This is a genomic window from Winslowiella iniecta (assembly GCF_001267535.1).
In the GTDB taxonomy this organism is placed as follows: domain Bacteria; phylum Pseudomonadota; class Gammaproteobacteria; order Enterobacterales; family Enterobacteriaceae; genus Erwinia; species Erwinia iniecta.
Genome location: NZ_JRXE01000008.1, coordinates 155,500 through 174,629 on the forward strand (window position 1 = coordinate 155,500; position 19,130 = coordinate 174,629).

The window sequence follows — 19,130 nt, forward strand, 5'->3', positions numbered from 1 at the left end:
GAATAAAAACTTTCCCGGCATCGGTTAAAACCACGTCGCGATGACGCCGCTGGAACAGCGGAACCGCCAGCCACTCTTCCAGCTGACGAACGGTATAACTCACCGCCGACGGCACACGATGCAGCTCGGTGGCGGCCGCAGTAAAGCTGCCGGTACGGGCTACAGCATCAACCACTTCAAGAGAATGTTCGGACCACATTTTCTGCCTGCAAAATTTTTGAATGCAATGTGCAAATATTAGCGTTTCACAAGCCACAACGCACGCGATTACACTCTGCTGCGTTAAAATCACCTGCATTAAAAAAAAGAGTTTACTGATGATTAAATCAAAAGGATTTATTGTTTACCTGGCGGTGCTGAGCATGCTGGGTTTTCTTGCTACCGATATGTACTTACCCGCGTTTGGCGCAATGCAGCAGGATCTGCAAACGCAGCCCGGTGCCATCAGCGCCAGCCTGAGTATTTTCCTGGCCGGTTTTGCCTGTGCCCAGTTGATTTGGGGGCCGCTCTCTGACCGTATCGGGCGTAAGCCGGTGCTGGTTATTGGCCTGAGTATGTTTGCCCTCGGCTGCGCCGGTATTCTGTGGGTGGAAAATGCCACCATGCTGCTGGTGCTGCGCTTTGTGCAGGCCATTGGCGTCTGTTCTGCCACCGTCAGCTGGCAAGCGCTGGTGGTCGATCGCTACCGTGGCGCGCAGGCCAACCGCGTTTTCGCTACCATTATGCCGTTGGTTGCGCTGTCGCCAGCGCTGGCTCCGCTACTGGGTGCCTGGTTACTGAACCATTTTGACTGGCGTTCAATTTTCGTCGCGCTGCTGCTGATCACCCTGGTGTTACTGATTCCGACGCTGCGCCTGAAAACCACGCAAGCGCAAGCGCCGCACGCTGACGAACCTAAAGTCAGTTTCTTCTCGCTGCTGAAATCGCGTATCTATAGCGGTAACGTGCTGATTTACGCGGCCTGTTCTGCCAGCTTCTTTGCCTGGCTGACCGGTTCGCCGTTTATCCTGGCGGATTTGGGCCTGACGCCGGGCGATATTGGTCTGAGTTATATCCCGCAAACGCTGGCATTTTTGATCGGTGGCTTTGGCTGTCGTTCGCTGCTGCAACGCGTTGAAGGCCGCAGCCTGCTGCCCTGGCTGCTACTGGGTTACGCCATCAGTATCGGCGCTATCTTTGCCGTTGCGCTGTCGGGCCATGCGACGCTGACAGCACTGCTGATCCCCTTCTGTGGCATGGCGATGGCGAATGGTGCCATTTACCCTGTCGTGGTGGCTAATGCGCTGCTGCCTTTCCCGCATGCTACCGGTAAAGCTGCGGCATTGCAGAATATGCTGCAACTTGGCCTCTGCTTTGTCGCCAGTATGGCGGTCTCCTCACTGATTTCTCAGCCGCTGCTGACCACCACGGCGATTATGTTGCTGACGGTTGTTCTGGCGTTTATCGGTTATGCACTACAATTTCAGCGTAAATTGAGTGAAAATCAGTCAGCAGAAACGGTTCGCACCGCGACGCAAAATGGATAATGCATTTAATTAGCACGCTTACAATAATGCATTGAATATTGCCTCACGTGAGCATATACTCATTTGAGGCATTAATTTATAACAAAGAATTAACATTATTTATCTGACAGGGTTGTCGTGGTGTTTCCGGCGTGGTATTCGCGACGCTGCTCTGCAGGACTCTGGTCGAAGATCGTAACCTGGCTTTTAACTCCCCTCTCTGCCGCATGAAATCTTTGCGGCGAGCTGGCGGTGGCAGCAGCCATTGACCCGAGTAATTTTCACTCAATTCAATCCTCTGTTTAACGTCGGATAACTGGCACACGGATAATCCGTGAGTTCTCTCACATTCCTGTAGAAATTGACTAATCTATTTCTCAGGTGCGTATCACAACCAAGTGATGGAGAAGCTATGAGTTCATCGTGTATAGAAGAAGTGAGCTTGAAAGAAAACCACTGGTATCGCATTGCACGTGAAATTTTGCAGACGGCGGATATCGAGGTGAACGGTTCACGTCCATGGGATATTCAGGTGAAAAATCCGCAATTTTTTCGCCGGGTATTACAGGAAGGCTCGCTTGGGCTGGGTGAAAGTTATATGGACGGCTGGTGGGAGTGTGAACGGCTGGATATGTTTTTTCATCGGGTATTGCAGCAACATCTCGATCAGCAGTTACCCCATCACTTTAAAGATACTTTGCGCATTGCTGCCGCCCGCCTGACCAATCTGCAATCCAAAAAACGTGCCTGGATTGTCGGAAAAGAACATTATGATTTGGGTAACGACCTGTTTACTCTGATGCTCGATTCGCATATGCAATATTCCTGTGGTTACTGGAAACAGGCCGAAACGCTGGAACAGGCGCAACATGCCAAACTCAGCATGATTTGCGATAAATTACACCTGCAACCGGGTATGACACTGCTGGATATTGGATGTGGTTGGGGGGGGCTGGCGGAATTTGCCGCGCGTCATTATGGCGTCAGTGTGGTTGGCGTGACGATTTCTGCTGAACAACAGAAAATGGCGCAGCAGCGCTGTGCGGGCCTCGATGCTGCTATTTTATTGCAGGACTACCGCGATCTGAATCAGCAGTTTGACCGTATTGTTTCCGTCGGCATGTTTGAACATGTCGGGCCGAAAAATTATGCCACTTACTTCGACGTGGTTAACCGTAATTTAAAACCAGACGGTATTTTTCTGCTGCATACTATCGGCACTATCCGCACCGATATGCATGTCGATCCCTGGATTGATAAGTATATTTTCCCCAACGGGTGTTTACCGTCGGTACGCCATATTGCCGACGCCAGTGAACAGCATTTTGTGATGGAAGACTGGCATAATTTTGGCGCGGATTACGACACCACTTTAATGGCGTGGTATCAGCGTTTTCTTGAGGCATGGCCACAGCTGGCGGAGAATTACGGCGAACGTTTTAAGCGGATGTTTAGCTATTATCTCAATGCTTGCGCCGGCGCATTTCGCGCACGCGATATTCAGCTCTGGCAAGTGGTATTCAGTCACGGCGTCGAAGGCGGGTTGCGGGTTCCGCATTAATACTGGCATACATGGACAGGAGCCGTTTGCGGCTCCTGTCCTGATGGTATGCAAACGGCGCTATTCGGCAAGCTGATCTGCCGCGGCCGCCAGTAACGCCGCTTCGCGCTGTGCCAGCACGCGTTCAACCGTTTCGACAATCGCCTGGGTATGCGGATCGATCTCAATATTGACTCGCTGACCGAGCTTTTTCGCACCCAGCGTGGTACGCGCCAGCGTTTCGGGAATTAAATGCACGCAGAATTTGCTTTTCGTGACATCCCCTACCGTCAGACTGATGCCATCAATGCCGATAAAACCTTTATGCAGGATATATTTCATCTGCGAAGCATCTTGCGGTTTAAACCAGATCTCGCGGTTATTTTCGGAATTAATGATTTTGCAGATTTCCGCAGTGGTCATAATATGACCTGACATTAAATGCCCACCGATTTCATCACTGAATTTTGCCGCACGCTCGACATTAATCTGGTCGCCTGGCTGCAAATCGCCAAGGTTAGTAATGCGCAGTGTCTCTTTGACCAGATCGAAACTGACCCGATCGCCGTCCACGGCAGTCACCGTCAGGCAGCAGCCGTTATGAGAGACCGACGCACCTAATTCCAGTCCCGGCAGCATTTCAGCCGGTAATCTAACGATGTGAGTTCGGAAATTGGTTTTTTCTTCAATCGACAGCACCTCTGCGGTGCCCTGTACAATACCGGTAAACATACTTTAACGCCTCAGTCTGTTTTTTTGTTCATCTTACCATAACTGCATGCTGGCGCTGGTAACAAGGGATAGCAATCTGTGCTGCCGCAGGAATATAACCTGCAAATCTTCAAGCTGGTCATTGGCTTAATGCGCTGTCACCGTTAAACTGGGCAACTTAATCTTAGATTTTAATTCAGACGCCCGTCCGGGCGTTAATTTCGTTCATCCTTAATAAACAAACAGGTGCATACGTGCAGAAGTATCTGACAGAAGCGCGTCAATTATTAGCCCTCGCGATCCCGGTGATCCTTGCGCAGGTTGCGCAAACGTCCATGGGCTTCGTGGATACCATTATGGCCGGTGCCGTCAGCGCGACGGATATGGCGGCGGTGGCAGTAGGAACCTCAATCTGGTTGCCGGCGATTCTGTTCGGCCACGGTTTGCTGCTGGCGTTAACCCCGACCGTTGCGCAACTTAACGGCTCCGGTCGTCGCGATCGTATTGCGCATCAGGTGCGCCAGGCGTACTGGCTGGCGGGACTGGTTTCACTGCTGATTATGCTGGTGCTGTATAACGCCGGTTATATGATTGCCGCGATGCATGGCATCGATCCAAAAATGGCTGAGATTGCCGTTGGTTATCTGCACGCCTTACTGTGGAGCGCGCCGGGTTATCTGTTCTTCCAGGTGGCGCGCAATCAGTGTGAAGGCCTGTCGAAGACCAAACCGGGAATGGTGCTGGGCTTTATCGGCCTGCTGGTCAATATTCCGGTTAACTATATCTTTATTTACGGCCATTTCGGCATGCCAGCGCTGGGCGGTGTCGGTTGCGGTGTCGCTACCGCGTCGGTCTACTGGGTGATGTTTATTCTGATGAAAGCCTGGGTAAAACGCGCCGGTTCGATGCGTGATATCAAACTGGCAACGCGCTTCGATGCACCGGACTGGAAAGTGCTGTATCGCCTGAGCGGGCTCGGCCTGCCGGTGGCACTGGCGCTGTTTTTTGAAGTGACGCTGTTTGCGGTAGTGGCACTGCTGGTGTCGCCACTGGGCATCGTCAAAGTAGCCGGTCACCAGATTGCGCTGAATTTTAGTTCGCTGATGTTTGTCCTGCCGATGTCACTGGGCGTTGCCGCCACCATTCGCGTTGGCTTCCGGCTGGGACAGGGTTCCGCCGAAGCCGCGCGCGTCGCCGCCTGGACCGCACAGGGGGTCGGCATTATGATGGCAGCGGTCACCGCGACCTTTACGGTGATTTTCCGCGAACAGATTGCCCTGCTGTATAACGATAATCCGGAAGTGGTGACGCTGGCGGCGCAACTGATGTTGCTGGCGGCGATTTATCAGTTCTCGGACTCCATTCAGGTGATTGGCAGTGGTATTTTGCGCGGCTATAAAGATACCCGCTCGATTTTCTTTATCACCTTTATCGCTTACTGGGTCCTGGGTCTGCCAACCGGCTATCTGCTGGGGATGACCGATTGGGTAGTACCGGCAATGGGACCGGCCGGATTCTGGTGCGGCTTTATTATCGGTCTGACCTCATCGGCGATCATGATGATCTGGCGCATGCGTCGCCTGCAACGTTTGCCAGCGGACGTGATCCTTACACGCGCAGCACGTTGATTTTTTGGGCCATTTATGGCCCTTCTCGTTTAAAAAAACGGCGGGTCGCACAACAGATCGGCAGTCAGTAACAAAAATGCATGTTTCCACTTGCCAGCGATGTAAGCTGCCGTTAATATTCGTCCCCGCTGTCACCCAGACAGCAATATGATGCGTCCGTAGCTCAGTTGGTTAGAGCACCACCTTGACATGGTGGGGGTCGGTGGTTCGAGTCCACTCGGACGCACCAAAGTTTCAGGCAAGTAATAGTAAGTGCGTCCGTAGCTCAGTTGGTTAGAGCACCACCTTGACATGGTGGGGGTCGGTGGTTCGAGTCCACTCGGACGCACCAATTATCACAATTTGCCCACGTTATGCGTTCTTAGCTCAGTTGGTTAGAGCACCACCTTGACATGGTGGGGGTCGGAGGTTCGAGTCCTCTAGAACGCACCACTCTCTGCCCTTTCCTGCCCTTCCAAACGCATTTATTCCCTGACTCAATGTTTGCGCAACAACATTTTTTCTTGATCTGAACCCGGTCGCATTAACGCTTTTTAATTGGTTTTCGCACACTTAGCGACTATAATAACAAGCGTTGTTTCACTTGAATGGTTTCAGCCAATTGACGTGTCCTTACTTACAACGATCACAGCTTGCGCAACACAGCCCGGCGGGCATGCTGAACCATCCGTACAACTTCTTCTGCACGCTTTATATCTGTCACCTATCCTTACTTTGTATTTTAGTTCTCTTACCAGGCACCAATTTCTCATTCGTTGGCATCGCCGACGAAATCAATCCTTTAACATCCATCACAACTTATAGATAACTTGCTCATGAAAAAGACCAAGATTGTATGTACTATCGGCCCGAAAACTGAATCGGAAGAAATGCTGACCAGCCTGCTTGACGCGGGCATGAATGTCATGCGCCTGAACTTTTCCCACGGCGATTATGATGAACACGGTAAGCGCATTGCGAATCTGCGTGCGGTGATGAGCAAAACTGGCCACCAGGCCGCGATTCTGCTCGACACCAAAGGTCCGGAAATTCGTACCATGAAGCTGGAAGGCGGCGTTGATGCGTCACTGAAAGCCGGTCAGACCTTTACCTTCACCACCGACCAGTCAGTGGTCGGCAACACCGAGCGCGTGGCGGTCACCTACCCTGGCTTCGCCGCTGACCTGAAAATCGGCAATACCGTATTGGTTGATGACGGCCTGATCGGCATGGAAGTGACGGAAGTCACCGAAAATACCGTGGTATGTAAAGTGCTGAATAACGGCGACCTCGGTGAAAACAAAGGCGTTAACCTGCCTGGCGTTTCCATCCAGCTGCCTGCACTGGCGGAAAAAGACAAACGCGATCTGATCTTCGGTTGCGAGCAGGGTGTGGACTTTGTGGCCGCTTCCTTTATCCGTAAACGTTCTGACGTACTGGAAATTCGCGAGCACCTGAAACAGCACGGTGGCGCGCATATTCAGATCATCTCGAAGATCGAAAACCAGGAAGGCCTGAATAACTTCGACGAAATCCTTGATGCTTCTGACGGCATCATGGTGGCGCGTGGTGACCTTGGGGTGGAGATTCCGGTTGAAGAAGTGATCTTCGCGCAGAAAATGATGATCAAAAAATGTAACCGTGCTCGTAAAGTGGTGATCACCGCCACCCAGATGCTCGATTCCATGATTAAAAACCCGCGCCCTACCCGTGCAGAAGCCGGCGACGTGGCGAACGCCATCCTCGACGGTACCGATGCCGTGATGCTGTCCGGTGAAAGCGCCAAGGGTAAATACCCGCTGGAGTCGGTCACCATTATGGCGACCATCTGTGAGCGTACCGATCGCGTGATGAAGAGCCGTATCGACTCGCAGCACGATAACCGCAAAATGCGCATCACTGAAGCCGTGTGCCGCAGCGCCGTTGAAACGGCTGAGAAACTGGAAGCACCTCTGATTGTGGTCGCGACCGAGGGCGGTAAATCCGCCAAATCAGTGCGTAAATACTTCCCTAACGCCACCATTCTGGCACTGACCACCAATGAGCAGACCGCACGTCAGCTGATTCTCACCAAAGGTGTCATTACTCATATTGTGAAAGAGATCGCTTCTACCGACGATTTCTATCGTATTGGTAAAGATGCGGCACTGGAAAGTGGCTATGCGCTGAAAGGCGAAGTGGTCGTAATGGTATCCGGTGCTCTGGTACCAAGTGGCACCACAAATACCTCTTCAGTTCACGTTCTGTAATTAAAAATCACCGTTAAATATAAAAAGCGCCTCAGGGCGCTTTTTTTTTATCACTTGCGTAACTGACTTCTGAGAAATTTCCAATCGATAATAACTATTCAATTTCGGAAATAACAAAGATTAATCCGATTAAATCTGCCTGTTTTCTTTTATTTTTTTAGCTTTTAACGTCAATCAGATGCTTCTTTGAGCGAACGATCAACTTTAGGCATGTTCTCATCAAAAATTTATTCTCATTAGAAAAAACTTTGTGTAATACTTGTAACGCTACATGGAGATTAACTCAATCTAGAGGGTATAAATAATGAATCGTACTAAACTGGTACTGGGCGCGGTAATCCTGGGTTCAACTCTGCTGGCTGGTTGTTCTAGCAATGCTAAAATCGACCAACTGTCTACCGACGTTCAGACTCTGAACGCGAAAGTTGACCAGCTGAGCAACGACGTGAACGCAGTGCGTTCTGACGTTCAGGCTGCTAAAGACGACGCAGCACGTGCTAACCAGCGTCTGGACAACCAGGCTCACTCTTACCGTAAGTAAGAGTTCTGGTTGTAAAAATGGCGCACATTGTGCGCCATTTTTTTGTTCTGCTTTCCCGTTATCTTCCGGTCATATCTTCCAGTAACATCCCAGCCTAATAATGGCCTTCCCTGGCTCCTGAGCGTCACCGTACGACGCGTTCTCCCTGCGCCTGTGAAATGGTAGCGGGTTGCCTGCCGGACGGCACAGCGCCTTGCTGCTGCTGTATAATCGCTGGCAGCGGCGTATGTTGATCAATCGGCTCTCCGCTGTTGACCAATACCGGCATCCCGGAACGGCGCGTAATTGCCTGTTCGATTAACTGGGTATCGCTGTGCGGACTGTTAATAAACTCATGCATCGTGTTGCTCAGCGCAATTTTCTTGGTTTGGGGATCGTCGCTCTCGCTCTTCGATAACGGCTGATGCACCTCAACATAGCGCTTACCATCTGGTTCAATGGCGTACTTCAGCGGCTGATTGATCACCTCTACCCGCGTCCCTCTCGGCACGTGATTAAACAACGCTTCGATATCCTCATTACGTAAACGAATACACCCCGAACTGACGCGCATGCCGATACCAAAATTCGCATTGGTGCCGTGAATCAGATAGTGGCCGGCACCGTGCGCCAGACGCAGCGCAAACAGTCCCATTGGATTATCCGGCCCGGCAGGTACCGTACCCGGCAGGGTAATGCCCCGTTCGGCATAGCGCTTGCGGATATTTACGGTGGGTGTCCAGGTTGGATTAGGAATTTTTTGGCTGATGCTGGTCACCATCACTGGCGTATTGGCACCGAGCTGGCCAATACCGATCGGATAAACGATGACTTTATTCTCGCCTTTAGGATAGTAATAGAGTCGCAGCTCAGCGAGGTTTATCACTATCCCTTCGCGTTTGGTGTCAGGCAACAACATTTGGGTCGGAATGGTCAGCTGGCTACCGGCCCGTGGCAACCACGGATCGGTGCCGGGATTGGCTTGCAGCATACTCAGCAGGCCAATTTTATAATCCGCCGCAATCCGTTCCAGCGATCGGTTATCCGACGGCACCACATAGATGCTGTTCTCGCCGATTAAGCGGCTATTTTCCGGCGGCAAAGGGTATTCTGTCGCGCTGACAACGCGTGTCCCGGCGATGAGTGTGAGGGCAAAAAATGCAGCAAGGCGTAGCAAAGGTTTCATGCGCAATCTCTCGTAATGAATTAAGACACCCCGTTATGTATAACGAGGTGTGTTACGAGATAGTGTAGCTTAGCTGAGTGCTTGTGCTCTATGGCGAATGGCGCGAATCATCGCTTCCAGCCCCTGTGAACGGGACGGGGTAAGGTGTTGCGTCAGTGCAAGTTGTTCAAACCACGGGCGTACATCAAAGCCAACGATTTCCGCGGCAGTCATATCCTGATAAAGGATAAAGACTATTGCAATCAGACCTTTAACAATTGCCGCATCGCTGTCACCCTGCAACTGAATTTTGCCATCGCTGGCTTCATCCATCACAATCCACACCTGGCTCTGACAGCCAGAAATAGTGTACTCCGGCTGACGTAATGAATCGGACAACTCCGGCAAAACCGCGCCCAATTCAATCACGTACAAATACTTCTCTTCCCAGTTAGCGCAACGATTAAAATTGCGTACCAGCTTCTCTTTGTCTGGCAGTGTTGCCATCAGTTCCTCCCTTGCCTGCTGGCGGCCGCTCAGCCGCCCAGCAAACGATGAATACGTGTCAGACCCGCAACCAGCCGGTCCGCTTCCTCTTCGCTATTATACATCGCGAAAGAAGCGCGACACATTGCCGGAACCTGGTAATAGTTCATCAGCGGCATGGCACAATGATGGCCGGTACGAATCGCAATACCGTACTGATCGAGGAAACTTCCCACATCGTAAGCGTGATGGCGACCGAGATTAAAGGCAATTACCCCGGCGCGGTTCTGTGGGCCATAGATAATTAAATCCGGTACCGCAGCCAGCTTATCCAGCGCATAACGCATCAGCATCTGCTCGTGCTGATGGATATTTTCCAGCCCCAGCGTTTCGACATAGGTCAGCGCCGCGCCCAGGCCGATAATCGCAGCGGTATTTGGCGTGCCCGCTTCAAAGCGCCATGGCGCAGCGGCAAAGGTGGTCTCTTCGGTCAGGCTGACGTTAGCGATCATCGAACCGCCCCCTTCCCACGGCGGCATCTGGTCCAGCAGCGCTTTGCGGCCATACAGAATACCAATGCCGGTAGGCCCATAAATTTTATGGCCAGAGAACACGTAGAAGTCGCAGTCGAGATCCTGCACATCAACCTTGTGATGCATCACCGCTTGCGCGCCATCAATCAGCGTGATGACACCCGCGGCTTTCGCCTGCGCCACCAGCGCCTTCACCGGGTTAATGGAACCCAGCACGTTGGAGACTTGCGTCACCGCCAGCATGCGCGTACGGCTGTCGATCAGCGACGGCAGCAAGGCAATATCCAGCTCGCCCTGCGGCGTCAGCGGCAGCACACGGATTTCAGCACCGACGCGCCTGGCGACCATCTGCCACGGCACAATATTCGCGTGATGCTCCATCTGAGTGATAATAATATTATCACCCGCCTGCAACTGACTGCCGCCCCAACTGCTGGCGACCAGGTTAATGCCTTCGGTCGTGCCCTTAACGAACACAATCTCTTCCGGCGAAGCGGCATTCAGGAAACGTGCCGCCTGATTGCGCACGTTTTCCATATCGGTGGTCGCTTCGGCACTCAGCGTATGAATGCCGCGATGCACCGCCGCGTAGCCATGCTGATAAAAATGGCTTTCGGCGTTAATCACCGCTAACGGCTTTTGCGCGCTGGCGGCACTGTCGAGATAGGCCAACGGCTGACCGTTAACCTCACGCGCCAGAATCGGAAAATCTGCTCTGACACGTGCCAGATCAAAATTCATTCGTTGCCTCCGGGAAACGCTGTGCGATGCGTTGCAGCACCACTTCTTTCAGCGTTTCATCAGTGATCGCTTCGGTCAGCTCAGCGGCAAACGCATAGATAATCATGCGCTCTGCCGACTGTTTATCGATACCGCGCGAGCGCAGATAGAACATCTGCTCGTCGTCAATACGGCCAATGGTGGCACCATGGCTACATTTAACGTCATCGGCATAAATTTCCAGCTGCGGCTTGGTATCCACTTCCGCCAGACGTCCCAACAGCAGGTTATTGTTGGTCATCTGTCCGTCGGTTTTCAGCGCATGCTTCGCCACTTTAATCATGCCGTTAAATACCGCACGCGCACGGTCACGCACGATGGTTTTGTGCAGCTGACGGCTCTGGCAATGGCCTTTATTGTGTTCAAGGTAAGTGCGGGTATCACACACTTCTTTGTCCACCGGCAGCACCAGGCTGTTAATTGACAGATTGGTGTTCTCACCGTTCAGCTGTGAACTGGTGTTATGACGCGTCAGACCGGCACCCAACAGGAAGCTCTGGCTGCTGACGTTAGCATCGCGCTGCAATACGATGTCATTGTGAGCAAAGTGATAGCTGCCCGCATTTTCAAACGCCAGCTTGGTATGCGTCAGCTGTGCGTTATTCGCCACCGCCATGGTCAGACGCGCACCGGTGAAATGCACCGCATCATTCAGGCTGACATAATGCTCAATCACTTCCGCCTGCGCGCCATCGTCGATTTGCAGATGGTGGCGATAATGCGAGGTGTTCATCTGTGCGTCGCCGCTGCCGCTGCTGATATGCAGCAGATAGAGCGGACGGGGTGCCACTTTGCCACGCGCCAGCTGCACGGTGGTGGCCTGCTCGGCCAGGCTTTCGGTCAGATGCAGAAACACCTCTGGCTGAACCGGCGCGTCAAATGCGCGGCGTTCGGCGGCCTGAGAAATCTGCACGTCGAACAGATCGAAGCTGCTGTCGCTCAGCTCAGCGCTGAATTTACCGTCAATGTACACCAGACGTACCGCGTCAAGCTTCAGCGCCATCTGCGCCAGATCGTCAGCGCTGACATAGCCTGCCTGCGGCAGCACAAAGCTCTCGCTGAACAGCGTCTCCAGCGGGGTATATTTCCAGTTTTCCTGCTTACGCGTCGGTAAACCTAATCGCAGCAGTTGCTGCCAGTGTTGTTGTGCCTGCAGTGAGCGATTTTCACCGCATGACTCAAACAAATGATGCCACTGTTGCAGTGCGTTTTCGCTACTCTTCGTCGGTAAGCCAGCCATAGCCCTGCTCCTCCAACTGTTTCACTAAGCTAAAGTCGCCAGATTTGACGATCTTGCCCTGATAAAGGACATGAACGAAATCAGGCTTGATGTAATCAAGGATGCGCTGATAGTGCGTGACGATAATAAATGCGCGGTTACCGTCACGCAGGGTGTTCACACCGTTGGCGACCGTTTTCAGCGCATCAATATCCAGACCCGAGTCGGTCTCATCAAGAATGCACAGTTCTGGCTCCAGCGCGGCCATCTGCAGAATATCGTTACGTTTTTTCTCACCGCCGGAGAAGCCAACATTCACTGAACGGGTCAGCAAATCTTCTGGCATTTTCAGCAGCTGAATTTTATCTTCAATAAAGTCCTGGAAATCGAAACGATCCAGCGCGCCTTGACCACGGTATTTGCGCACCGAGTTCACTGCGGTTTGCAGGAAGAACTGGTTGCTGACGCCCGGGATCTCTACCGGATACTGGAACGCCATAAAGATGCCTTCACCGGCACGATCTTCCGGTGACAGTTCCAGCAAATCTTTGCCTTTAAAACTGACTTCGCCGCCGATCACTTCATACTCTTCGCGTCCGGCCAGAGTCGCGGAAAGCGTACTTTTGCCTGAGCCATTCGGGCCCATAATGGCATGGACTTCGCCCGGCTTAACCTCGAGATTCAGGCCGCGCAAAATCTGCTTATCTTCAATGCTTACCTGTAAATCTTTGATACTTAACATAGAATTTCCTTCACATTGCCGTCGGCAACGGTTCTTATCGCGACGCGGGTTTAACCCACGCTATGTTCAAGACTGATGGCCAGTAATTTTTGCGCTTCGACAGCGAATTCCAGCGGCAGCTCGGAGAAGACGTCTTTACAGAAACCGTTAACAATCATTGAGATTGCGTCATCTTCGCTGATACCGCGCTGCACACAATAGAACAGTTGGTCTTCACCGATGCGTGAGGTGGTGGCTTCATGCTCCAGCTGGGCGCTGTTATTACGCACTTCCACATACGGGAAGGTATGTGCGCCACAGTCTGCGCCAATCAGCATCGAGTCACACTGGGTGAAGTTACGCGCATTGGTCGCGGTTGGCATGATTTTCACCAGGCCACGATAGGTGTTCTCACTTTTACCGGCCGAAATCCCTTTTGAGATAATGGTCGATTTGGTGTTTTTACCAATGTGAATCATTTTGGTGCCGGTATCGGCCTGCTGATGGCCGCTGGTCAGTGCGACCGAGAAGAATTCGCCGATGGAGTTATCACCGCGCAGAATCACGCTCGGATATTTCCAGGTGATTGCCGAGCCGGTTTCCGACTGAGTCCAGGACATTTTGCTGCCGTCGCCTTCACACAGTGCGCGCTTGGTGACGAAGTTAAGAATGCCGCCTTCCGCTTCGCCGCCCGCGAACCAGTTCTGCACCGTGGAGTATTTCACTTCGGCATTTTTGTGGATGATCACTTCCACGACCGCTGCATGCAGCTGATAGGTGTCACGTACCGGTGCCGAGCACCCTTCGATATAACTGACGTAGCTGTCTTCATCGGCCACCAGGATAGTCCGTTCGAACTGTCCGGTTTTTGCCGCGTTAATGCGGAAATAGGTCGACAGTTCCATCGGGCAACGCACGCCTTTCGGGATATAGACAAACGTGCCATCAGACGCCACGGCGGAGTTCAGCGCGGCAAAGAAGTTATCGTTTGCCGGAACCACGGTACCGAGATACTTCTGCACCAGCTCAGGATGATCGTGGATAGCCTCGCTGAAGGAACAGAAAATAATGCCCTGCTCCGCCAGTTTGGAACGGTAAGTGGTGGAAACCGATACCGAGTCAAAAATCGCATCAACCGCCACTTCCTGACCTTCGCGTACCGGTACGCCAAGCTGTTTAAACGCCTCTTCCACTTCCTGGGTCAGATAGTTGCTGGCCGGCTCGCTGCCGGAGGCTTGCGTGGCACCCGGTTCAGACGAGCAGCTGTCATCGCAATTACCGCAGGACGGTGCGGAGTAATAGCTGTAATCCTGATAATCCAGCGGCTTATATTTGGCTTTCAGCCAGTGCGGCTCTTCCATCTTCAGCCAGGCTTCATAGGCTTTCAGACGGAATTCCAGCATCCACTCAGGTTCATTACGCTTGGCGGAGATGGCCCGCACCACATCTTCACTGATGCCGTGTGCCAGCTCATCGGTTTGCAGGTTGGTAAAGAAGCCCTCTTTGTAACCCTTGTGGCTGCCTTCCCAAATTTGTACATCGTCAGATGCGTCACTGTGTCGAGACATAACGTTAATTACTCTACGCCAAAGCTCTCACCACAGCCGCAGGCGTGTTGAGCTTTAGGGTTATTGAATTTGAAAATCTGATTCAGGCCTTCACGAACGAAATCAACTTCGGTGCCGTCAACAAATGGCATTGCCTGAAGCGGAACAAACAGGCTGGCACCCTGGTGGGTGAACTGAAGATCATCAGCGGCTGGCTCTGTTACCAGCTCCATCACGTATCCGAAACCGGCGCAGCCAGACTGCTTCACGCCGACCTTGAGGCCTTTGACGTGCGGATCATTGGCAGACAGCGCAATAATTTGCTGTGCCGCGCTATCAGTAAGCGTGAGTCCTTTCCAGACGAAGTCGTCAGGAGAGAACGATGCAGGATTTGCAGATTGCATAATTAAGTACCTCGCGATGCGATAGCCCTTCGGGCTAATATCCCTATGTTAGTGATAATGGATATCGCTTCAACCTCTTGTTTTGCAGGGATAAGCCTAAAATGTCTTTTTTCTTACCAGTTTTATAAGAATAGACCCTGTAAAGAGGATTGCGATCTGCGCCTCACGCTGCAGAACCGAAGAGATAACCTGTTAAAAAACAACAACTAAATAGTTAACACAACGTAGCGAATAAGAATAATACTCATTTTACCCCTTTATACGCTGCGGAGTATCGTTAATATCAATTTTATTAACAGGCAGCATTTATCGATAAATTTGTCACTGGATCCTCTTGAACATTCCCGGCATTATAATATGATAATGATTATCATTACCGTAATTAGGTGATTGCATGAATGTCTCGATGAGTGCCTGGCTGCAGTACAAAATTGATGAATACAAATTTTCAGTGCGTGACATCACGGTTGACTTCTATATGGCGCAAGCAAAGCTCAATCGTCCGGACTGCTCACTCGAACAGCTACGCAAATTTAACGACACCTGTTTAGACATGGCTGAATTATGCCAACTCAACGGCGATGATCAAAGCTATCTGCACGCTTTAGGCAAATTACATCACCGATTGGTTGCAGAAATGGTCAATAATGAGCGCAATCGGTTATTTCGCATGCAGGCGTGGCAGCTGGCAAGACACACCCTGACCCGTTTATGTCATCAACTGGCATTAAACGGCGAGTGGGATAAGGCCACGGTATTGCAGAGTGATTTTGTTAAGCACGCGTCGTGGAATAATATGTAGTCGCCGTCGGTGACAGAGATTAGCACCGCGCATGCCATCCGAACGGGAGCCGAAAACGGCTCCAAACCGTTAACCATTCCTGGCCGATGCATTGATCACGGACAAATTAACGTGCTTTAACCGATCGACTGAAAGTAAGCAAATGTTTCTCAATGTATCTAAATACTAATATGAAATGTTAAATTTACAAACCCTGAATCATCCGCAACTACCCTTACGGCATTATCACCCTGCTAAATAACCACTACCCGCCTTGCGTCGTACAAAATAACAGCGAAGTTATTTTCAGCCCGCCGATTCTTTTTACTTACTGTCTGCGTTTTAACAAGTTAAATAGCCCACAGCCCTCATGCCTGACGCAAAATGCTTAATTAACATCCGCAGCATTACCGCATAATTTGACTGTAATACGACGTCAATGCTGCGCGCACTCCTGCGCCAGGATTGCGCGCATCGCGCAAAAATACCTAATGCTTACATAATGTTATCAATAGTGCGTTTTAATTTAACAAACTGGCTCCCTGCGTTAACACCATCTGAAAACATATCATCACAATTATCATGGCTGTTATATCCCCCGGTGCCACGACTGATCCTGTTTCTTCCTCCTGCTCAGGCGTAACATCCGTTCCGCGTTGATATTGCTGTTCAGTTGCAGAGCGATAAGAAATAGATTCTGACTCTCTGTTAATGAACGACAAATAAAAAACTAAGAAAGTTTGAGTAAGACAGGGGCATGCAATGTTCGGATTAGATGCGTTTCACCTGGCAAGGATTCAATTCGCTTTTACCGTCTCCTTCCATATTATTTTCCCGGCTATTACCATCGGACTGGCAAGTTTTCTTGCCGTGCTCGAAGGCCTGTGGCTGAAAAGCAAAAATGAGGTTTATCGCGACCTCTATCACTTCTGGTCAAAGATTTTCGCCGTTAACTTCGGGATGGGCGTGGTCTCCGGGCTGGTAATGGCCTATCAGTTCGGCACCAACTGGAGTGGATTTTCGCAGTTTGCTGGCAGCATTACCGGCCCGTTGCTGACCTATGAAGTGCTGACCGCCTTCTTCCTCGAAGCCGGTTTCCTTGGCGTGATGCTGTTTGGCTGGAACCGTGTCGGTCGCGGCCTGCACTTCTTTGCGACCTGTATGGTGGCACTGGGCACCATTATCTCCACCTTCTGGATCCTGGCGTCAAACAGCTGGATGCAAACCCCGCAGGGCTTTGCGATTCAGGATGGTGTGGTCATTCCGGTTGACTGGATGGCTATCGTCTTCAACCCGTCGTTCCCGTTCCGCCTGATGCATATGGCGACCGCCGCCTTCCTCGCCAGCGCCTTTTTTGTCGGTGCCTCGGCGGCCTGGCATCTGTTGCGTAAAAACGACACCCCGGCGATTCGCAAAATGTTGTCGATGGCGCTGTGGATGGCACTGATTGTCTCACCGATTCAGGCGATGCTCGGCGATATGCACGGTCTGAACACCCTGAAACATCAGCCAGCAAAAATTGCGGCGATTGAGGGGCACTGGGAAAATCCAGGCAATGAACCGACGCCTCTGATTCTGTTCGGCGTGCCGGATATGGAGCAGGAAAAAACCAAATACGCGCTGGAAATTCCTTACCTCGGCAGCCTGATTCTGACCCACAGTCTGCACCAGCAGGTGCCGGCGCTGAAAAGTTTCCCGAAAGAAGATCGCCCGAACTCCACCATTATCTTCTGGTCGTTCCGTGTGATGGCCGGTCTGGGCATGCTGATGGTGCTGCTGGGTGTGGTCAGCCTGTGGTTGCGCTTCCGCGACCGTCTGTACAGCTCGCGTCCGTTCCTGTGGTTTACCCTGCTGATGGGGCCGTCCGGTCTGATCGCTATCCTCGCCGGCTGGTTTACTACCGAAATTGGCCGACAGCCGTGGGTCGTGTATGGCCTGATGCGCACCAAAGATGCGGTTTCGGCCCATGGTGAGATGCATATGAGCCTCAGCCTGCTGGCGTTTATCGCGGTGTATATGTCGGTGTTCGGCGTGGGCTATATCTACCTGGTCAAGCTGATCAAAAAAGGTCCACAGTCAGGTGAAGGCGACCATACGCCAGAAGGCGGTCCGGGGACTTCCCACACCCCTTCCCGTCCCCTGTCTGCGGTGCAGGAAAACTTAAGCTCTTCACAGGAGACGAAATAAGATGGGCGTCGATCTGTCAATTATCTGGTTTACCATCATCATCTTTTCCACCCTGATGTATATCGTCATGGATGGCTTTGATCTTGGCATCGGTATCCTGTTTCCCTTTAATAAGGACGCCGTGGAGCGCGATATGATGGTCAATACCGTCGCGCCGGTGTGGGATGGTAATGAAACCTGGCTGGTACTGGGCGGAGCAGCGCTGTATGGCGCATTCCCGCTGGCTTATGCGGTAATCCTTGATGCGCTGTCGGTCCCGCTGACAGTGATGCTGATCGGTCTGATTTTCCGTGGTGTGGCCTTTGAGTTTCGCTTTAAAGCCACGCCGGAGCATCGTCCGTTCTGGGATAAATCCTTTATCGTTGGCTCGATTGTCGCGACATTCAGTCAGGGTGTGGTGCTGGGTACGATTATTAACGGTCTGGAAGTCACCAACCGTGCCTACAGCGGTCCGGAACTGGTGTGGTTAACGCCATTTGCGCTGTTCTGTGGTCTGGGCCTGGTGGTGGCCTATGCGCTACTGGGTAGCACCTGGCTGATTATGAAAACCGAGAAAGAACTGCATCGCAAAATGACCCGCCTGGCGAAACCGCTGCTGCTGACGCTGTTGGCAATTATCGCGATTGTCAGTATCTGGACGCCGCTGGAGCACGCCGACATTATGCAGCGCTGGTTTAGCCTGCCAAACCTGTTCTGGTTCCTGCCGGTTCCGGTGCTGGTGCTGGCTGCCTCATGGGCGCTGCTGCGCGCACTGAAACGTCATGCACACTACTCGCCGTTCCTGCTGACGCTGGCACTGGTATTCCTCGGTTTTACCGGTCTGGGTATCAGCATCTGGCCAAATATCATTCCACCGAACATTACTATCTGGCAGGCAGCGTCACCGCCACAGAGCCAGGGCTTTATGCTGGTAGGTGGACTGCTGATTATTCCGGTGATTCTGGTTTACACCTTCTGGAGCTACTACGTGTTCCGCGGGAAAATCACGCCGGATGAAGGCTATCACTGATTGTTAGTCCTGTGTTCCACCCGCGGGTGGAACACAGGTTGTTATTTTTCGGAGGTTAACGATGGAACAAACTCAAGCTCAGCCCGTCAGCCCGTTGTGGAAACGTTTGTTATGGCTGGTGGCCATTTATGGCGGCAGCGTGCTGGCCCTCGGCCTGGTCGCCACA

At 51.9% G+C, this 19,130-nt stretch carries 18 protein-coding genes and 3 tRNA genes; 12 read left to right on the forward strand and 9 right to left on the reverse strand.

Going from position 1 to position 19,130, the window contains the following annotated elements:
* Nucleotides 1-199: LysR family transcriptional regulator (locus NG42_RS23415; protein ID WP_420911303.1), on the reverse strand; the 199-nt coding region annotated here is incomplete at its 3' end.
* Between the two features lie 118 nt (nucleotides 200-317).
* On the opposite strand from NG42_RS23415, the gene punC reads away from it, so the two are divergent.
* A complete protein-coding gene (gene punC, locus NG42_RS07590) occupies nucleotides 318-1,526 on the forward strand; it encodes a purine nucleoside transporter PunC (RefSeq protein WP_052898709.1) in 1,209 nt (402 codons plus the stop codon).
* A 391-nt stretch (nucleotides 1,527-1,917) separates the two neighbouring features.
* Nucleotides 1,918-3,066 (forward strand): cyclopropane fatty acyl phospholipid synthase, encoded by a 1,149-nt coding sequence (gene cfa, locus NG42_RS07595; RefSeq protein ID WP_052898666.1) that lies wholly within the window; start codon nucleotides 1,918-1,920, stop codon nucleotides 3,064-3,066.
* 60 nt (nucleotides 3,067-3,126) lie between these two features.
* Here the strand turns inward: cfa and NG42_RS07600 are convergent, their stop codons facing one another.
* Entirely contained in the window at nucleotides 3,127-3,777 is a 651-nt protein-coding gene (locus tag NG42_RS07600; protein WP_052898667.1) for a riboflavin synthase, read from the reverse strand.
* A 233-nt stretch (nucleotides 3,778-4,010) separates the two neighbouring features.
* On the opposite strand from NG42_RS07600, the gene NG42_RS07605 reads away from it, so the two are divergent.
* The 6 genes from NG42_RS07605 (at nucleotide 4,011) to NG42_RS07630 (ending at nucleotide 8,153) form a co-directional block, all read left to right on the forward strand.
* Complete coding sequence (locus tag NG42_RS07605) at nucleotides 4,011-5,384, forward strand: MATE family efflux transporter (protein ID WP_052898668.1); 1,374 nt, start codon at nucleotides 4,011-4,013, stop codon at nucleotides 5,382-5,384.
* A gap of 152 nt (nucleotides 5,385-5,536) precedes the next feature.
* Nucleotides 5,537-5,613, forward strand: a tRNA-Val gene (locus tag NG42_RS07610).
* Nucleotides 5,614-5,638: 25 nt separating this feature from the next.
* A tRNA-Val gene (locus tag NG42_RS07615) sits at nucleotides 5,639-5,715 on the forward strand.
* 24 nt (nucleotides 5,716-5,739) lie between these two features.
* Nucleotides 5,740-5,816 (forward strand) — tRNA-Val (locus NG42_RS07620).
* Nucleotides 5,817-6,199: 383 nt separating this feature from the next.
* Nucleotides 6,200-7,612, forward strand: coding sequence for a pyruvate kinase PykF (gene pykF / locus NG42_RS07625; protein WP_052898669.1), 1,413 nt, complete (start codon nucleotides 6,200-6,202; stop codon nucleotides 7,610-7,612).
* 304 nt (nucleotides 7,613-7,916) lie between these two features.
* Nucleotides 7,917-8,153 carry a major outer membrane lipoprotein gene (locus tag NG42_RS07630; RefSeq protein WP_052898670.1) on the forward strand — a complete coding sequence of 79 codons (237 nt, stop codon included), beginning with the start codon at nucleotides 7,917-7,919 and terminating at the stop codon, nucleotides 8,151-8,153.
* A 124-nt stretch (nucleotides 8,154-8,277) separates the two neighbouring features.
* On the opposite strand, the gene NG42_RS07635 is transcribed toward NG42_RS07630, so the two are convergent.
* From NG42_RS07635 to sufA, 7 genes are all read right to left on the reverse strand, one after another.
* Nucleotides 8,278-9,318 (reverse strand): L,D-transpeptidase family protein, encoded by a 1,041-nt coding sequence (locus NG42_RS07635; protein WP_052898671.1) that lies wholly within the window; start codon nucleotides 9,316-9,318, stop codon nucleotides 8,278-8,280.
* Between the two features lie 69 nt (nucleotides 9,319-9,387).
* A complete protein-coding gene (gene sufE / locus NG42_RS07640; RefSeq protein WP_052898672.1) occupies nucleotides 9,388-9,804 on the reverse strand; it encodes a cysteine desulfuration protein SufE in 417 nt (138 codons plus the stop codon).
* Nucleotides 9,805-9,833: 29 nt separating this feature from the next.
* Nucleotides 9,834-11,057, reverse strand: a complete 1,224-nt coding sequence (gene sufS / locus NG42_RS07645; RefSeq protein WP_052898673.1) for a cysteine desulfurase SufS — start codon at nucleotides 11,055-11,057, stop codon at nucleotides 9,834-9,836.
* Nucleotides 11,047-12,336, reverse strand: coding sequence for a Fe-S cluster assembly protein SufD (gene sufD, locus NG42_RS07650; RefSeq protein ID WP_052898674.1), 1,290 nt, complete (start codon nucleotides 12,334-12,336; stop codon nucleotides 11,047-11,049). Before sufD ends, sufS begins: the two co-directional genes overlap by 11 nt.
* Nucleotides 12,311-13,057, reverse strand: coding sequence for a Fe-S cluster assembly ATPase SufC (gene sufC, locus NG42_RS07655; protein WP_052898675.1), 747 nt, complete (start codon nucleotides 13,055-13,057; stop codon nucleotides 12,311-12,313). Before sufC ends, sufD begins: the two co-directional genes overlap by 26 nt.
* Before the next feature lie 50 nt (nucleotides 13,058-13,107).
* Complete coding sequence (sufB, locus tag NG42_RS07660) at nucleotides 13,108-14,604, reverse strand: Fe-S cluster assembly protein SufB (RefSeq protein ID WP_052898676.1); 1,497 nt, start codon at nucleotides 14,602-14,604, stop codon at nucleotides 13,108-13,110.
* An 8-nt stretch (nucleotides 14,605-14,612) separates the two neighbouring features.
* Nucleotides 14,613-14,987, reverse strand: a complete 375-nt coding sequence (gene sufA, locus NG42_RS07665) for a Fe-S cluster assembly scaffold SufA (RefSeq protein WP_052898677.1) — start codon at nucleotides 14,985-14,987, stop codon at nucleotides 14,613-14,615.
* 394 nt (nucleotides 14,988-15,381) lie between these two features.
* Between sufA and NG42_RS07670 the strand changes: the two genes are divergently transcribed.
* From NG42_RS07670 to NG42_RS21905, 4 genes are all read left to right on the forward strand, one after another.
* Nucleotides 15,382-15,789: a hypothetical protein gene (locus NG42_RS07670; protein ID WP_052898678.1), complete on the forward strand. Its 408-nt coding sequence runs from the start codon at nucleotides 15,382-15,384 to the stop codon at nucleotides 15,787-15,789.
* Nucleotides 15,790-16,530: 741 nt separating this feature from the next.
* A complete protein-coding gene (locus NG42_RS07675) occupies nucleotides 16,531-17,955 on the forward strand; it encodes a cytochrome ubiquinol oxidase subunit I (RefSeq protein ID WP_052898680.1) in 1,425 nt (474 codons plus the stop codon).
* Nucleotide 17,956: 1 nt separating this feature from the next.
* Nucleotides 17,957-18,964, forward strand: coding sequence for a cytochrome d ubiquinol oxidase subunit II (cydB, locus tag NG42_RS07680; protein ID WP_052898682.1), 1,008 nt, complete (start codon nucleotides 17,957-17,959; stop codon nucleotides 18,962-18,964).
* 61 nt (nucleotides 18,965-19,025) lie between these two features.
* Nucleotides 19,026-19,130: DUF2474 domain-containing protein (locus NG42_RS21905; RefSeq protein ID WP_156324258.1), on the forward strand; the 105-nt coding region annotated here is incomplete at its 3' end.

Coding starts and splice junctions, on each gene's coding strand:
- NG42_RS07630 (WP_052898670.1), top strand. CDS start 7,917: ATGAATCGTACTAAACTGGTACTGGGCGCGGTAATCCTGGGTTCAACT.
- cfa (WP_052898666.1), top strand. CDS start 1,918: ATGAGTTCATCGTGTATAGAAGAAGTGAGCTTGAAAGAAAACCACTGG.
- sufC (WP_052898675.1), bottom strand. CDS start 13,057: ATGTTAAGTATCAAAGATTTACAGGTAAGCATTGAAGATAAGCAGATT.
- sufS (WP_052898673.1), bottom strand. CDS start 11,057: ATGAATTTTGATCTGGCACGTGTCAGAGCAGATTTTCCGATTCTGGCG.
- cydB (WP_052898682.1), top strand. CDS start 17,957: ATGGGCGTCGATCTGTCAATTATCTGGTTTACCATCATCATCTTTTCC.
- sufA (WP_052898677.1), bottom strand. CDS start 14,987: ATGCAATCTGCAAATCCTGCATCGTTCTCTCCTGACGACTTCGTCTGG.
- sufD (WP_052898674.1), bottom strand. CDS start 12,336: ATGGCTGGCTTACCGACGAAGAGTAGCGAAAACGCACTGCAACAGTGG.
- NG42_RS07600 (WP_052898667.1), bottom strand. CDS start 3,777: ATGTTTACCGGTATTGTACAGGGCACCGCAGAGGTGCTGTCGATTGAA.
- punC (WP_052898709.1), top strand. CDS start 318: ATGATTAAATCAAAAGGATTTATTGTTTACCTGGCGGTGCTGAGCATG.
- NG42_RS07670 (WP_052898678.1), top strand. CDS start 15,382: ATGAATGTCTCGATGAGTGCCTGGCTGCAGTACAAAATTGATGAATAC.
- NG42_RS07675 (WP_052898680.1), top strand. CDS start 16,531: ATGTTCGGATTAGATGCGTTTCACCTGGCAAGGATTCAATTCGCTTTT.
- sufB (WP_052898676.1), bottom strand. CDS start 14,604: ATGTCTCGACACAGTGACGCATCTGACGATGTACAAATTTGGGAAGGC.
- NG42_RS07635 (WP_052898671.1), bottom strand. CDS start 9,318: ATGAAACCTTTGCTACGCCTTGCTGCATTTTTTGCCCTCACACTCATC.
- pykF (WP_052898669.1), top strand. CDS start 6,200: ATGAAAAAGACCAAGATTGTATGTACTATCGGCCCGAAAACTGAATCG.
- sufE (WP_052898672.1), bottom strand. CDS start 9,804: ATGGCAACACTGCCAGACAAAGAGAAGCTGGTACGCAATTTTAATCGT.